Source organism: Streptomyces sp. NPDC042102 (assembly GCF_055582305.1).
In genome coordinates this window covers 421306-437059 of sequence record NZ_JBVJDL010000001.1, presented here as the reverse complement: position 1 = coordinate 437059, position 15754 = coordinate 421306, and the positions used below count along the sequence as shown (strand labels likewise).

At 73.9% G+C, this 15754-nt stretch carries 12 protein-coding genes; 9 read left to right on the top strand and 3 right to left on the bottom strand.

Translation table 11 applies throughout. The annotated features are described in order from the left end of the window. Window positions 1–53: 53 nt before the first annotated feature. Window positions 54–2363: an immune inhibitor A domain-containing protein gene (locus tag ACZ6KO_RS01795; protein ID WP_469298719.1), complete on the top strand. Its 2310-nt coding sequence runs from the start codon at window positions 54–56 to the stop codon at window positions 2361–2363. A gap of 55 nt (window positions 2364–2418) precedes the next feature. Here ACZ6KO_RS01795 and ACZ6KO_RS01790 read toward each other — a convergent pair whose 3' ends face one another. Then, the gene (locus ACZ6KO_RS01790; RefSeq protein WP_469298717.1) at window positions 2419–3633 is read right to left on the bottom strand and encodes a cytochrome P450 family protein; all 1215 of its coding nucleotides are present in this window, start codon (window positions 3631–3633) and stop codon (window positions 2419–2421) included. A 45-nt stretch (window positions 3634–3678) separates the two neighbouring features. Further along, on the bottom strand, window positions 3679–4737 hold the full coding sequence (locus tag ACZ6KO_RS01785) for a phosphatidylinositol-specific phospholipase C domain-containing protein (RefSeq protein WP_469298714.1): 1059 nt from the start codon (window positions 4735–4737) through the stop codon (window positions 3679–3681). A gap of 190 nt (window positions 4738–4927) precedes the next feature. Between ACZ6KO_RS01785 and ACZ6KO_RS01780 the strand changes: the two genes are divergently transcribed. Further along, entirely contained in the window at window positions 4928–5911 is a 984-nt protein-coding gene (locus tag ACZ6KO_RS01780; protein ID WP_469298711.1) for a trypsin-like serine peptidase, read from the top strand. 43 nt (window positions 5912–5954) lie between these two features. Here ACZ6KO_RS01780 and ACZ6KO_RS01775 read toward each other — a convergent pair whose 3' ends face one another. Next, the gene (locus ACZ6KO_RS01775; RefSeq protein ID WP_469298709.1) at window positions 5955–6917 is read right to left on the bottom strand and encodes an ArsR/SmtB family transcription factor; all 963 of its coding nucleotides are present in this window, start codon (window positions 6915–6917) and stop codon (window positions 5955–5957) included. A 58-nt stretch (window positions 6918–6975) separates the two neighbouring features. On the opposite strand from ACZ6KO_RS01775, the gene ACZ6KO_RS01770 reads away from it, so the two are divergent. From ACZ6KO_RS01770 to ACZ6KO_RS01740, 7 genes are all read left to right on the top strand, one after another. Continuing rightward, entirely contained in the window at window positions 6976–8187 is a 1212-nt protein-coding gene (locus ACZ6KO_RS01770; protein ID WP_469298707.1) for an MFS transporter, read from the top strand. Beyond that, entirely contained in the window at window positions 8184–9434 is a 1251-nt protein-coding gene (cbiE, locus tag ACZ6KO_RS01765) for a precorrin-6y C5,15-methyltransferase (decarboxylating) subunit CbiE (RefSeq protein ID WP_469298705.1), read from the top strand. The genes ACZ6KO_RS01770 and cbiE overlap by 4 nt, the downstream gene beginning before the upstream one ends. A gap of 1 nt (window position 9435) precedes the next feature. After that, entirely contained in the window at window positions 9436–10185 is a 750-nt protein-coding gene (cobM, locus tag ACZ6KO_RS01760) for a precorrin-4 C(11)-methyltransferase (protein ID WP_469298703.1), read from the top strand. Next, window positions 10175–10957, top strand: a complete 783-nt coding sequence (locus tag ACZ6KO_RS01755; protein WP_469298701.1) for a cobalt-precorrin-6A reductase — start codon at window positions 10175–10177, stop codon at window positions 10955–10957. Before cobM ends, ACZ6KO_RS01755 begins: the two co-directional genes overlap by 11 nt. Window positions 10958–11090: 133 nt before the next feature. Then, the gene (locus ACZ6KO_RS01750) at window positions 11091–14579 is read left to right on the top strand and encodes a GDSL-type esterase/lipase family protein (protein ID WP_469298698.1); all 3489 of its coding nucleotides are present in this window, start codon (window positions 11091–11093) and stop codon (window positions 14577–14579) included. A gap of 148 nt (window positions 14580–14727) precedes the next feature. Next, on the top strand, window positions 14728–15339 hold the full coding sequence (locus ACZ6KO_RS01745) for a hypothetical protein (protein ID WP_469298696.1): 612 nt from the start codon (window positions 14728–14730) through the stop codon (window positions 15337–15339). 88 nt (window positions 15340–15427) lie between these two features. After that, window positions 15428–15730, top strand: coding sequence for a hypothetical protein (locus tag ACZ6KO_RS01740; protein ID WP_469298694.1), 303 nt, complete (start codon window positions 15428–15430; stop codon window positions 15728–15730). The last annotated feature ends 24 nt before the right edge of the window (window positions 15731–15754 follow it).

The following is a 15754-nucleotide window of genomic DNA, read 5'->3' as shown; positions in this document are numbered from 1 at the left end:
CCGAACCTCCCGGCCCCGGGACGTTCCCCGAACTCATGGAAAGGTCCGTCACGTTGCGCAGACTCGCAGCGGTGGGAGCGGCGATATCCCTCGCCCTCCTGGCCGCCCCCGCCCTCGCCGCCACCGCCCCGCCCCCGCCCGCCGCCGGGCAGCGGGCCCCCGAACTCGCCGCCGCCCCGCCGCCCGCCCCGCTCGAACTCCAGCGCCAGAGCCTGCGCCGCCAGGCCCTCGAGGGCGTCGCCGCCGGCAGCACCCGCGCCGAGGCGGACGGCACCCTCCCCCGCGCGGCCAAGGTCGGCAAGCGGTACGTCGAACTCGCCCAGGAGCGCAAGGACAAGGTCTTCGTGATCCTCGCCGAGTTCGGCGACCAGGTGGACACGACGACCGAGTTCGAGGGCAAGCCGCGCTTCGGCGGCACGCCCGGGCCCCGCCACAACACCATCGCCAAGCCGGCGAAGAGCGACAACCACACCCTGTGGCGCAAGGACTTCAGCCAGGCCTACTACCAGAAGCAGTTCTTCGGCACCGACCCCGGCGCCGTCACCCTGCGCAACTACTACCGGCTCCAGTCCTCCGGCCGCTACGACATGGACGGCTACGTCAGCGACTGGGTGCGGCTGCCCTGGAACGAGGCCCGCTACGGGACGGACAACTGCTCCGAGCCCGGCCAGTGCCGCACCAACTGGGACATGGTGCGCGACGCCACCAACGCCTGGTACCACACCGAGCGCGCCCGGGGCCGCACCCCCGAGCAGATCAAGGCCCAGCTCGCCGAGTACGACGTGTGGGACCGCTACGACGCCGACCACGACGGCAACTTCGACGAACCGGACGGCTACCTCGACCACCTCGTCGTCGTGCACGCCGGCAAGGACCAGACCTGGGGCGGCGGCGACCAGGGCAAGGACGCCGTGTGGGCGCACCGCTGGTTCGCGTACTGGAACCAGGCCGGCAGCGCGGGCCCTGAGGGCAACAAGGCGGGCGGCACGCCCGTCGGGGACTCCGGCATCTGGGCCGGCGACTACCTGACCGGCGGCGAGAACAGCGGAGTCGGCCTGTTCGCCCATGAGTTCGGGCACGACCTCGGGCTGCCGGACCTCTACAGCTCCGACGGCGACAACAGCGTCAACTTCTGGTCGCTGATGTCCTCGGCCTCCTACCTCGGCAAGGGCCCGAACACCACCGGCGACCACCCCGGCGACCTCGACCCGTGGAGCAAGCTGCAACTGGGCTGGCTGGAGTACACCGAGGCCGACGCGGGCCGCAGGACGCGCGCCGTGCTCGGCGTCTCCGGCTACAACACCGAGGATCCGCAGGCCCTGCTGGTGCACCTGCCGCCGTCGGTGACCCGTACCGATCTGACCGATCCGTACGAGGGCGCGGCCCAGTGGTGGAGCGGCACCGGCGACTTCATGGACAACACCCTGACCCGCACCCTCGACCTGACCGGCCACGCGCCGGACGCGGGCCCGGTCCGGCTCGGCGCCCGTCTCTGGTACGACATCGAGCAGGACTTCGACTTCCTGACCGTGGAGGCCTCCACGGACGGCGGCACCACCTGGTCCGCCCTGCCGGGCACGGTCGGCGGTACGGCGATCCCCGCGAAGGGGGTCTCCGGTACCTCGGCCGGCTGGAGCGAACTGGCGGTCCCGCTGGACGCGTTCGCGGGCCGGAGCGTGCAGCTGCGGCTGCGGGTGACCTCCGACAGCAACACCCACGGCAAGGGCGTCACCTTCGACGACCTCACCGTCACGGCGGGCGGGGCCACGCTGCTGCGCGACGGGGCGGAGCAGGGCGCGAACGGCTGGAGCGCGGTGAAGTGGTCGCGCACGCAGGGCCGTACGGGCACCGCGGAGCACCCGCGCGCGTACCTGGTGGAGAACCGCCGCTACACCGGCTACGGGAACTACCTCAGGACCGGCCCGTACCACTTCGGCTTCGGCAACGACACGGTGGAGTTCTACCCGTACCAGCAGGGCGTGCTGATCTGGCTCTGGGACACCGCCTACAGCGACAACACCACCAAGGCGCACCCGGGCGGCGGCATGCTGCTGCCGGTCGACGCCCGCCCGGAACCGCTGCGGTTCGCGGACGGCACCCTGTTCAACGCCCGGGCGCAGACCTTCGACGCACCGTTCTCGCTGCGTGCGAGCGACGAGATCGTGCTGCACAAGGCGGGGGCACCGACGCTGGTCCCGGCACGCCCCGGGGTCGCGGTCTTCGACGACCGCCGCGGCACGTACTGGAACGCCGAACTGCCGCAGGTGGGCGTGAAGGTGCCCGACACCGGGACCCGGATCGCGGTGGTGAAGGAGGCGGCCGGCGGGGCCCTGACCACCGTCCAGGTCAGCCCCTCGCCCTGACGTGCCGTGCCCCTATGCGCATCGGTCGTTGCGACCGATGCGCAATAGGGGTACGTCAGCCGGCCGACGTGACCGGCAGGGTCCGTACGGCGTGGGTCCGGAACGTGGTGTTCCAGGACAGGTCGGCGGCCGGTACCGCCAGGGTCAGACCGGGGAAGCGGCGCAGCAGGGTCTCGAAGGCGACGGTCAGCTCCAGGCGGGCCAGGGGCGCGCCCAGGCAGTAGTGCACCCCGTGGCCCAGCGCGAGGTGCGCCTTGTCCGCGCGGTGCAGGTCGAAGGCGTCGGCGCGCGGGTAGCGGGCGGGGTCGCGGTGCGCCGCGGACAGGCACAGCAGCACGGTGTCGCCGGCCGGGATCCGGACGCCGCCGATCTCCACCTCCTCGCTGGGGAAGCGCCGGATCGCCGTCTGGTTGGGGTGGGCGTGGCGCAGCAGTTCCTCGACGGCCTCGCCGAGCAGGGCGGGGTCGCGGCGCAGCGCGGCGAGCTGCTCGGGGTGCTCCAGGAGGGTCAGGACGCCGCCGCTGATGACGGCCTGGGTGTTCTCGCTGCCCGCCAGGAGGATGAGGAAGGCGAGCGAGACGAGTTCGTCCTCGCTGAGCCGGTCCGCCTCGTCGCGGGCGGCGATCAGGGCGGACAGCAGGTCGTCCCCGGGCGCGCCGCGGCGTACGGCGACCAGGTCCACCAGGAGCCGGTGCAGGCCCCCGACGGCCTCGGCGACGTCCTGCGGGCGGCGGGGCGCGAGCATCTGCTGGCCGAGCGCGGCGAAGGGTTCGCGGTCGGCGCCGGGTACGCCGAGCAGGTCGCCGATCACCATCAGCGGCAGCACGGCCGCGAACTCGGCGACCAGGTCGGCCCGTCCGTCGGCTGCGATGCGTGCGGCGAGCCGGTCGGCGAGGCCCTCGGCGGCGGCCTCGACGCGCGGCCGCAGCCCGGCGGTGTGGCGCGGGGTGAAGGCCTTCGAGACCAGGCGGCGCAGCCGCAGGTGGTCCTCGCCGTCGAGGTTGAGCAGGTTGGCGTCGAGCGCGGGCGGCAGCGAGAACCCCCGGTAGCCGGCGCCCGCGTGCCGTTTGTCGACGCTGAGGCGCGGATCGGCGAGCCAGGCCCGGACGTCGGCCTCACGGGTCACCAGCCAGGCCGCCGAGCCGTCGGGCAACTCCACCCGGTGGACCGGCCGTTGCTCGCGCAGTCGGGTGAACACCCGGTGGGGGTCGGCCCGGTAGGCCTCGTCGAAGGGCCGCTCGTGGCCGGAGAGCATGGCGTGCGCAGTCATGCCCGCCATCCTCCCAGGGCCCTCGGTGCGGGTGGGACGCGGCGGTCAGCCGCGGGGGACGACGGCCTGGAGGACCGCGGGCAGCGGGTACCAGTCGGAGGTGATGACGGAGGCGTGCTCGCCGGCCAGCAGCGCGAGGCGGTCGCGGGCCTGGGCCTCGGTGGGGCGGGTGCCGTCGATCGCGGGGGCGACGTGGTGCGCGTCGGTCGCGATCACGAGGTAGTTGTTGCGGGCGTACCAGGCGGTGTCGATGGCGCCGCCCGCGTACGCGCTCGCGTCCCCGTCGAACAGGACGAACCAGGGCCGCAGCGAGGCGTCGGCGTAGCGGGTGCGCGGGTCACCGGCCTCCGCGCGGTGCACGGCGGGGAACGCGGCCGCCCGGTCCAGACGGCCGGCCGCGGCGAGGTCGCGCAGGTGGGTGGCGTACTCGCGGTCGGTCCACAGCGTGTCCGCGGCGTTGCCCTCCTCCAGGGTGCCGGGGATCAGCTCGACGATGAACTTCCCCGCCAGCGCCGACCGCTGGGGCCAGGCGCCGGCCCGGACGGCGGTGTCCAGGTCGGGGTGGCCGGCCGCCAGCCGGCCGGGGCGGTAGAGGGCGTCGCCGAGCTTGGCGGACAGCAGCGCGTCCAGCTCGGCCGGGCCGCGCCCGAGATTGGCGGCGAAGCCGTCCTTCAGCTCCAGCTTGAGGACGATTGGCCGGTGGCCGGGGTGCGCGTCGTGCCAGCTGCGGATGTCGGACAGGCAGCCGGCGAGGTTCTGGTTGCGGGACTTGGTGCGCAGCTGGGCGGGACTCGTGGCGTTCTCGCAGTTGTTGTCGTTGCCCACGGGGTTGCTGTGGGAGACCCGCCAGGACGCTCCGAAGAAGTTCGTCCACACGTCGAGTTCGAGCAGGGCCGCGCCCGAGTCCAGCGCGTCGGCGAAGTAGGCGTACTTGGCCTTCTCGTAGGCGTTGTGCACGCCGACACCGGTGGAGCCGGAGTACGGCAGGTCGGCGGCCCGCACGCGCGGGGCGGCGCCGGAGGGGGTCACGGCGGCGAACGCGAGGGCGAGGGCCGCCACCACGACCGCCCCCGCCCGGCCGGCCCTTCGGTTGCGCAGTCTCATGTGTTCGGCTCCTGTCCCGAGGGCTGCATCAAGTCGCGCGGAGCGTAGGGGCGTTGGATGACGGCCGGGAAGACGGCGGATGGCGGGCGGGGCGGATGTGAGCACGGACACATCCGCCGAGCGGAACCGCGCGGTCCTCCTCGCCATCGAACGGGGAGACGATTCGATGCTCCGGGCAGAGGGGTGCCGTATGCCTGCGACGGTTCACCGGCGGTCCGCCGTACGGCTGTCCGTGGTGCTCGGGGTCTGTGTCGCGCTCGTCCTGGGCCTCGGGGCGTTCCTGTGGCAGCTGCGCGCCCTGGCCGGGCACCTGGCCGAGGGGGACCTGACGACCGGGATCTACGTCCAGGACACCCGGCTGGCGGACGAGGCCGCCGACGCGGTGCTGAACGGGCTCGGCCACGAGGCCCCGACCCCGGCCCCGCCCGCGCCCGCGCCCACCCGGCCGGCGCCGACGACCCCGGCGGCACCGGCGACACCGGCGACACCGACCCCCACGGACCGCGGCCAGCGGGACGCCGAGACCGCCCCGGCCGCCGAGCCCACGGTCGGCGCGCTGTTCTCGCCCGGCGACGACGGGGACCCCCAACACCACTGCTCGGCCAGCGTGGTCCACTCCCCCGGCGCGGACCTCGTCGTGACCGCCGCCCACTGCGTCTACACCTGGGGCTTCCGCACCAACCTGGTGTTCGCGCCCGGCTACCGGGACGGCGTACTGCCGTACGGGGTGTGGGTGCCGACGCGGATCCACGTCGACCGCCGCTGGAGCGAGGACCGCGACCCCGACCACGACATCGCCTTCCTGGAGGTACGCCGCCCCGGGCATCCCGGGGCGCGCCTGGAGGACCTGACCGGCGGCGAACGGATCGCCTTCCGGTCCCCGCTGCCGTCCCCGGCCCGGCTGCTGGGGTACCCCGACGACGCCGAGGCGCCGCTGTCCTGCCGGAACACCGCGCGGGCCGCCGGGCCCACGCAGGTGCGCTTCGACTGCACCGGCTTCCCCGACGGCACCAGCGGCGGCCCGCTGCTCACCGGCGGGGACGGCGGGGCGGGCACGGGCACACTGATCGGGGTGATCGGCGGCCGTGCCGGCGGCGGGGACGACGCCACCTCCTACAGCAGCCGCTTCGACGACGCGGCCGAGGCCCTGTACGAGCGCGCCGCGGGCGACTGACCAGCCCTCTCGCGGGGGCGGAGCGTCGCCGCCTGCCCTCCCCCTACCGCCCGGCCGCCGCCACCAGGGCGTCCCCCGCCTCCACCCGGTGGTAGAGCACGCTGCGCCCGGCCCGCCGCCGCAGCACCAGGCCCGCCTCCCGCAGCACCTTCAGCTGGCCGGCCACCGTCCCCAGGCTCAGCCCGGTCAGCGCCACCAGCTGCGTCGTCGACTTCGGGCTCTCCAGCAGCACGAGGATCCGCGCCCGCACCGGTCCCAGCAGCCGCGCCAGCGCCATCGGCACCCCGGCCCCGGCCGCCCCCTGCGTGAGCTGCCCCGTACACGGGTAGACCAGCGCGTGCCGGTGCGCGCCGCGCCAGGCCACCCACCCGTGCCCGGGGGTCACCGGCACGAACACCAGCCCCGCCGGCCCGGACAGTTCCCGCGGCGGCCGGTCCTGCCGGTTGATCCGCAGCCGCCCGTCGCCGAGCCAGGCCATGTCCGGACGCAGGCCCGCCAGCGCCGCCGCCCAGCCGGCCACGCCCAGCTGCCGCGTCCGCACCAGCACGTCCGCCTCCGCGACCCGGCGGCGGCGCGGCCAGTCCGGCCGTACCGCCTGCGTCCACACCCACTCCAGGACGTCCGCCGCCCGCGGCCCCAGCCCCCGGGCCCGGGCGACCCGTTCCGGCAGCGCGGAGGCGGCCCGCAGATCGGTGCGCACCACCGCGTCACCGCTGCCGCGTACCGCCGCCAGCTCCTCGGCGAACGGCAGTCCCCGCGGCGGCGGGGTGAGGAAGCCCGCCAGCCAGCGCGGGCCGAAAGCCGCCCGCACCAGCTCGGCGGCGACCGGATCCTGCCTCAGATACGCCTGATAGCTGGGCAGTTGGGCCGCCAGCCAGTCCCGTTCCGCCGGATGCGTGGCCGTGCGGCGCTCCAGTGCGAACAGCGCGGCCGTCGCCTCCGCCAGCTCCGACACCACGAACCGGCTCTGCGCCAGCGCGTCCGCGTCGATCTGCCACCACCCCATGTTTCGCCTCCACGCGGAACTCTAGGGGTGCGCCGTACCGGGACATGAGACTTCCGGCATGCCCCGCACCCCCACCTACCGGGCCCTGGCCCGCACGCCCGAGTTCATCCCCTTCTTCCTGTGCGCCACCCTGCGCGTGGGGGCCAACACCGTCTCCGGTCTCGCCCTCGCCGTCCTTCTCTACGAGCGCACGCGCAGCCCGCTGCTGGCCGCGCTCGGCATGTTCGGCCCGTGCTTCGCCCAGGTGGCCGGCGCGAGCCTGCTGCTCTCGGCCGCCGACCGGCTGCCGCCGCGCGCGGCGCTGGCCGGGCTCGCCCTGTTCGGCGCGCTCGGCACCGCCCTGCTCGCCCTGCCCGGCCTGCCGCTGGCGGTGGTGTTCGCGCTGCTCCTGCTGCAGGGGCTGGCCGACGCGGTCGGCGGCGGGGTGCGGTACGGGCTGCTCACCGAGATCCTGCCCGCCGGCGCGTATCTCACCGGCCGTTCCCTGCTGGCCGTGGCGGCGGGGGTGGTGCAGGTCGCCGGCTTCGCCCTGGGCGGGCTGCTGATCGCCGTCCTCGCGCCGCGCGGCGCGCTGCTGGCGGCCGCCGCGCTCGCCGTGGTGGCCGCCGGGTGCGCCCGGCTGGGCCTGCGCCGGCGGGCGCCGCGGGCCGGCGGCCGGGCCTCGGTGGCCGAGACCTGGCGGGTCAACGCCCTGCTGCTGGCCGATCCGCGGCGCAGGGCGCTGTACGTGGCGCTGTGGATCCCCAACGGGCTGGTCGTGGGCTGCGAGTCGCTGTTCGTCCCCTACGACCCCGGGCACGCGGCGCTGCTGTTCGGCTGCGCGGCGGCCGGGATGCTGGCCGGGGACATCGCCGTGGGGCGTGTGCTGCCGGCCTCCTGGCGCGACCGGGCGGCGCCGGCGCTGCGGTTGCTGCTGGCCGTGCCGTACCTGGTGTTCCTCCTGCGTCCGGGGCCGGTGGCCGCCGCGGTCGCGGTCGGGATCGCCTCGGTCGGGTACAGCGCGGGACTGCTGATGCAGGAGCGGCTGGTGGACCTGCTCCCGGCCGGTACGCAGGGCCAGGCGCTCGGCCTGCACTCGGCGGGGATGCTGACCGCGCAGGGGCTGTGCGCCGCGCTCGGCGGGGCGCTGGCGCACGTCCTGCCGGCGGCCGCCGCGATGGCGGTCCTGGCCGGGGCCTCCGTGGCCGTCACCCTGGTCCTGGAGCCGCGGCTGCGGGCCAGTAGAGTGCGGGTCCGGCCCGTCCCCGTCCCCCGAGGTTCCGCACAGTGAGCTCCGTAACCACCCCGCCGCCGGGGCCCCCCGTGACGGTCGTCGGCATCGGCGCGGACGGCTGGGACGGCCTGCCCCAGGATGCGCGGCGCGCGCTGATCGCGGCCGACGTACTGATCGGCGGTCCCCGCCAGCTGGCCATGGCGCCCGAGGGGGCCTGCGGGGGCGAGCGGGTGAGCTGGCCCAGCCCGCTGCGGCCGGCGGTGCCGAAGCTGCTGGAGCAGTACGCCGGGCGGCGCGTCGCGGTGCTCGCGAGCGGGGACCCGATGTTCTACGGCATCGGGCGCGCGCTCTGCGAGGAGGCCGGCCCCGAGGGCCTGGCCGTGCTGCCGCACCCGTCGTCGGTGTCGTACGCCTGCGCCCGGCTGGGCTGGCCGGTGGAGGACACCGAGGTCGTCACGGTCGTGGGCCGGCCGGTGGCCAGGGTGGCGGCGGCGCTGCACGAGGGGCGCCGCGTGCTGGTCCTCAGCGCCGGCGCGCGCTCGCCGGGCGAGCTCGCCGCGCTGCTGGTGGAGCGGGGCTTCGGGCCCAGCCGGATGCACGTGCTGGAGCGGCTCGGCTCGGCGGAGGAACGTCACTACGGCGGCACGGCCCAGGACTGGTCGCACACGCCCGGCGACCCGCTGAACGTGGTCGCCGTCGAGTGCGTGCGCGCGCCGGGCGCCCTGCGGCTGGGCGCGGCGCCCGGGCTGCCGGACGCGGCGTACGAGACGGACGGTCAGCTGACCAAGCGTCATGTGCGGGCGGCCACGCTGTGCGCACTGGCGCCCGCGCCGGGCGAACTGCTGTGGGACATCGGCGGCGGCTCCGGCTCGATCGGCATCGAGTGGATGCGCACGCACCCGTCCTGCCGGGCGGTCACGGTGGAGCGGGTGCCGGAGCGGGCGGAGCGCATCGGCCGCAACGCGATGGCGCTCGGCGTACCGGGGCTGCGCGTGGTGATCGGCTCCGCGCCCGGCGCGCTGGCCGGACTGCCGGCGCCCGACGCGGTGTTCATCGGCGGCGGGCTGACCGCGCCGGGTCTGCTGGACGCGGTGTGGGCGGCGCTGCCGGCCGGCGGCCGGCTGGTGGTCAACACGGTCACCCTCGAATCGGAGGCCCTGCTCGCCCACCGGTACCGCGAGCACGGCGGCGAGCTGGTGAAGCTGGCCGTCTCGCACGCGGTGGCGGTCGGGGGCTTCACCGGCTGGCGGCAGGCGATGCCGGTCACGCAGTGGTCGGTCACCAAGGAACAGGAAGGCGTCTGACATGACCGTGTACTTCATCGGAGCGGGCCCGGGCGCCGCCGACCTGATCACCGTGCGCGGTGCCCGTACGCTCGCCGCGAGCCCGGTGTGCCTGTACGCGGGCAGCCTGGTGCCGCGCGAACTGCTGGCCGAATGCCCGGACGGCGCACGGCTGGTGGACACCTCCCGGCTGAACCTGGACGAGATCGTGGCGGAGCTGGTCGCCGCGCACGAGGCGGGCCTGGACGTGGCCCGGCTGCACTCGGGCGACCCGTCGATCTTCAGCGCGGTCGCCGAGCAGATGCGGCGGCTGGACGCGGCGGGCATCCCGTACGAGGTCGTGCCGGGCGTCCCGGCGTTCGCGGCGGCGGCCGCCGCCCTCAAGCGGGAGCTGACGGTGCCCACCGTCGGCCAGACGGTCATCCTGACCCGGATCGCGCAGCAGGCGACCCCGATGCCGCCGGGCGAGGACCTCGCCACCCTGGGCCGCAGCGGCGCCCTGCTGGTCCTGCACCTGGCCACCCGCTACGTCGACCGGGTCGTCGGGGAGCTGCTGCCGCACTACGGCGCCGACTGCCCGGCGGCGGTGGTCGCGATGGCCAGCCGTCCGGACGAGCTGATCCTGCGCGGCACGCTGGAGGACATCGCGGCGCAGGTGAAGGAGCACGGCCTGGTGCGCACGGCGGTCATCGTGGTGGGCCGCACGCTGGCGGCGGAGCAGTTCCGCGACAGCCACCTGTACTCGCCGGAGCGCGACCGGCATGTCTGCTGATCCGGGCCGCCGGGTCCCGCACGTCCTGATCCTGGGCGGGACCACGGAGGCCCGCGGCCTGGCGGAGGCGCTGGCCGGGACGCCGGGGGCGCCCGGGGCGCCGTACCGGGTGACGACCTCGCTCGCCGGGCGGGTGGCGGCGCCCGTGCTGCCGCCCGGGGAGAGCCGGATCGGCGGGTTCGGCGGGCCGGAGGGGCTGGCCGCGTGGCTGCGGGAGCACGCGGTGTCGGCGGTCGTGGACGCCACGCACCCCTTCGCCGGGCGGATGAGTTTCCACGCGGTCGCCGCGACCGCCGCCACCGGGGTGCCGGTGCTGGCACTGCGCAGGCCGGCCTGGACGCCCGTACCCGGTGACGTGTGGCACCGCGTCCCGGATCTGGCGGCCGCCGCGGCGGCCGTGCCCGGCCTCGGCGGCCGGGTGTTCCTCACCACCGGCCGCATGGGGCTGGCCGCCTTCGCCCATCTGGACGAGCAGTGGTTCCTGGTCCGCTCGGTGGACCCGCCGCAGGCGCCGATGCCGCCGCGCACCGAAGTCCTGCTGGCCCGCGGCCCGTTCACGCTCGCCGACGAGCGCGCGCTGCTGCGCGCTCACCGGATCGACGTGCTGGTCACCAAGGACAGCGGCGGCTCGGCCACCGCCCCGAAGCTGACCGCCGCCCGCGAGGCGGGCGTCCCGGTGGTCGTCGTGGACCGGCCGCCCGTACCCGCGGGGGTCCCGGTGGCGGAATCCGTCGGGGCGGCGCTGGAGCTGCTGGCGCGGACGCTCTCCTGAGAAGCCGTGTCACATCCTCTTTCCGCACCCATGCGTGGTGTCTGAAAGCAGGCGGGGGGAGAAGGGGATCGGAGGCGGTGAGGATACGTTCACATCTGACGTGATCAGGTCAGATGGAAGGAAATTCCCGTCCATGTCCTTACACACCACAGCCCGCTCGCCGGGCCGCCTCGGATCCGTAGCCCTCGCCGCCGTGCAGGCACTGTTGTGCACACTCCTCGTGGTGCCGTTCGCCGTCCTCACCGGCGGGTCGGCCCATGCGGCACCTCCTTACGACACTCCCTTCCTCACGTGGAACATGCAGGGCGCGACCGCAATGCGCGAGAGCCTGTGGACGTCGTACATACCAAGGATCCTCAACAACGCTCCGTCCGACGTCGTCATGCTTCAGGAGGCGGGTGCCGACGTTCCGCACAACGCCAGAGTGCTGCCCAATCCGCCGGGTACCATCGGCAACTCACTGGTCACCTACGCCCGTTGGCCTTACGGCGGCACGCGGAGCGGCGACTGGTACATGGTCTTCCTCCAGACCCACGATCCGCAGGCGCCGGGCGGCCGGGTGAACACCATCGTGATGTCGACCACCCCGGTCCTCGAGGCGATGGTGGTGGACAACCCGCACAGCAGCAACCGCAGCCGGCCCGCCATCGGCATCCGCCAGGGCAACGACTGGTACTTCAGCTACCACGCCCTGTCACGCGGCGGCGGCCCTGACGCGATCCCCATGCTGACCGCGATCGGGAACGCCGTCCGGGCAGCCCAGCCGCAAGACACCCGGTACGACTGGACGGTGGGCGGGGACTTCAACACCCCGCCCGAAGCTCTGGTCGCCCGACGGGGGTACAACGACATTCCCGCACCGGGCGTCGGCGCGGTCAACCTCCTGCGCAGCGGCCAGCCCACCCACCGCAGCCCGGACGGGACACAGCGGGAACTCGACTACGCCGTGACGACCACCGATCGCGGCAGCTTCCGGGCGCTCGTGCAGCAGAGCCAGGGCGGCTCCGACCACGATCCGGTGTATGTCCTCCCCATCGCCACACCGACGAACCGGCCGCCGTTGGCCTCGATGCCGGTCGGCGGATCGGCGGTCGACGGCGCCAACGGACAGGCGACTCCCTTCCTGCACGGCGGCTGGCGCGACCCGGCGCGCCTCTGCGCGCAGTACGGCATCGGTGAGGCGTGCCGCTCCTCCCTCGCGTCCGCACGACAGGCGAGCCGGGCCGACGCCGCCGGGCCCGGCTTCGACTACGTCGGCGCCGTCAGCAGGGGGAACATCTCGGACGGTGACAACCAGCAAGAGGCGTTTCCCGGCCAGAACATCGACCAGTTGCGCCAGCATCTCGTCGGTGACCTGCGCACGTACAAACCCAACGTCGTGCTGCTCCAACTCGATGTCGCCAACGACCTCGCGAACGACAGCACCTTGACGGCCGCCCAGGAGGCGGACGACCTGCACGCCCTGATCGACCAGATCCACTACATCCTGCCCCACACGATGGTGCTGGTCGGCGATCCAGCCCCGTCCAAGACGCCGGCCATCCGCGACAAGATGTACAACGGCGACTCGTCCTACCTCGCACTCTCCAGTGCGGTCATCGCCACGGCCCGCCGCGCGGGCCGGCCGATCCGGCAGGTCCCCATCGCCTTTCCCCGCGACGCCAGCTTCGTGGACACCACGCAGGACGCCGACGGCGTGCCCAACGACAACGGCTACCGGGCCATTGCCGAGGCCTACTCGGCCCAGCTGATCGCTCTGTCGAAGTCCGGAGCCATCGTCGCTCCGGACCAGGTCGTGGTGAACCCCGCCGATCTGGTGGTCGACGGCAGCGGCAGCGACGACACCGGCTCCTCGGGCGGCAACCCGACCACGAACCCGCCGCTGAAGGTGATGGTGGTGGGCGACTCCATGACCCAGGGAATGGAGGGCGACTGGACCTGGCGCTACCGGCTGTGGCAGTGGTTCAAGGACCAGCACGTTCCCGTCGACTTCGTCGGCCCCTACCGGGGGACCAAGCAGCCCGACCCGACAGGACCGCCCGCTCCGCCCCGGCTCCAGGGCGAGATCGAGAACCCCTCGGTGGCCAACCCGCCCGTCTCCGGCGCCTACCACCAAGACATTCCGGCCGGCTTCGACAGCGACCACTTCGCCGTATGGGGCCGCCAGGCCGCCCAGGTCAAGGACCAGATCGGTCCCGTGGTCGCGCAGTACAAACCCGACCTGATCCTCTTCGGTATCGGCTTCAACGACATGGGATGGTTCGTCAGCGACGCGCACGGCACGCTGGACAGCATGAAGACCCTCGTCGACCGGGCCCGCGCGGCGAAACCGGACGTCAAGATGGCAATCGCGAACGTCCCGCACCGCCTGTTCATCGACGGTCGCCAGGACCTGGTCGACAAGACCAACCAGTACAACGCCCTGCTCAAGGACGCCATCCCGACCTGGAGCACCTCCGCATCCCCGGTGAAACCGGTCGACTGGGAAGCTGCCTACTCCTGCCGGCCGACCGGCTGCCCCGCCGGCTATGACGGCCTGCACCCCAGCCTCACGGGTGAGTACCAGATCGCCTACGCCTACGCCCGCACCCTCAACGAACAGTTCGGGATCGGGCAGTCGACCCCGGACCACATCCCCGGCTTCCCCGAGCGACCGATCTCCCCCGTGTCGGGACTCAAGGCGGAGTCCGTTCCCAGCGGGATCAAGGTGACCTGGAACCCGGTGTTCGGCGCACGCGGATACACCGTCCGCCACCGGCTCGTGGGCGCGCCGGACTGGAGCGAGCTGGTGGTGCCGTCCAACCGGTTCGACACCACCTGGACCCTGGACGGGATGACCTGGGAGTACCAGGTCCGTACCTACAACTACACCGGCGGCGCCTCGGCCTGGGTGATGACCAGCGCGACCGCACACCCCGAGACCGCCGCCGCGCCAGGGAACATCGTGACGCGCGCGACCGCGACCGGCGTGGACGTGTCCTGGGACGCGGCGAAGGGCCCCTACAGCGACAGCGTCGACCGGTACCAGGTCATCACCTGGGACCGGGACGTGCCCGGGTCGTTCATCAACAGCACGGGCATCAAGGGGACATCCATCCACATCGACGGGCTCACCCCGGGCCACCACTACCTCGTCGCGGTCGCGACCTGGAACAAGGCCGGCGGCGGCATTCCCGGCGTCGCCCGGTCCGTGACCGTCGGAGGCGGCACCCCACCCGTCCCGGCGGACGTCACGATCAAGTCCCTCGACGACACCACCGTCCAACTCAACTGGAAGGGTTCGCCCGAGGCGGCCGGGTACCGGGTGTGGGTGCGCAACATGAACGCACCCGCGGGCTCGGACACACAGGGCCCCTACATCACGGACGGCCCCGAGCACCAGATCGCCTTCCTGTTCCCGGGCAACTGGAACTACGAGTTCTGCATCACCGCGATCAACGGCGAACTGGAGTCCGGCAAATCCTCCTGCGTCCACCTGACCCAACCCCCGTCGGCCGGCGGAAACCCACCACCGTCCAGCAGCAGCCGCAAGGCACCGAAACCCACCGAAGAGCCCCTGCTGGAGCTGCGCCGGGCCGCAGCCACGCAGCGGAACCTGGACACGGCCGCGCCCGTCGGCTGAGGCCGGGAGTCGTGCGACGTGCAGATGAGCGTCCTCCACCCCGGACCTCGGCTCGCCCTGACCCACGCCGGCGGCACCCGGCGGGCCCGTGGCCGTGCCCGGTGTCCGTGGTGGGGGCGTTGTCACAGGCGGCGCCTACAGTGCCGGCATGAGTACCACGACCCTGCTGGTCCACAGCGGTTCCGCCGCCCCCGACGACCCCGTCACCCGGGTCGGCGGACTGCCGCTGGCGCCCGACGGGACCGCCTGGCCGGGCTGTGCGGCCTGTGCGGGGCCGCTGCAGTTCCTCGCCCAGGTGGTCCTCGACGACGGGCGCGGGGTCCTGGCCGTCTTCATGTGCGCCCACCGGCCCGGCCGGTGCGAGCAGTGGAGTGCCACCGGCGGCGGGAACCGGGCGTTCCTCTTCCCGGCCGCCGGCCTGCGCCCCCTGCGGCTCCCCCACCCCGGCGCGGAGCTCGGCGCCGTCCGGGCCGCCCGGCCGGTGGAGATACCGGGGGCGGAGTACGGGGATGCCCGCGAGGAGTGGGTCCGGTGCACCGGACGGGCCCCGAAGGAAGTCCTCGGTCAGCTCGGCGGCGTCCCCCAGTGGCTCCAGCACGACGAGACGCCTCACTGCCCCGGCTGCGCCCGGCCGATGGACTTCGCCGCGATGCTCACCGAGGGCCCCGACCCCCTCACGGCCCCCAACTTCGGCTCCGGCCGCGCCTACGCGTTCACCTGCACGCCGTGCGCCCGCGCCGCGTTCGGCTGGCAGTGCTGAGGCGGCAGGCGCCCCGCTCACCATCGCGATCCGGCCAACTCTGCGCCTGCCGCTGCCGATTCGGGGATTCCGCCGTCATGCTCACGCCATGAATGACTGGGACGGCACCACCACGGGCGACATCGAGCCGACCTCGGCCGTCATCGGCGTGCTCGTCGTCATCGCGGCCTGCCTGCCGCTGAAGGTCAAGGCCCAGCGCGTCCTGCTGCTGGTGGCGATCCTGCTGGTGGCCCTGGTCGGCATCGGCACGCAGTACATGGCGTACGAGAACTCCTCGGTCTGGAGCAGGTACCGCGAGGACGCCGAGCTGTTCAACATGCTCATCATGCTCGGCCCCGGCGGCCTGGTCGCCCTGCTGCGCCTGCTCGGCAACGCGTTCTCCACCAAGTGACCCGGCCGGCGGGCTGCGGTACGG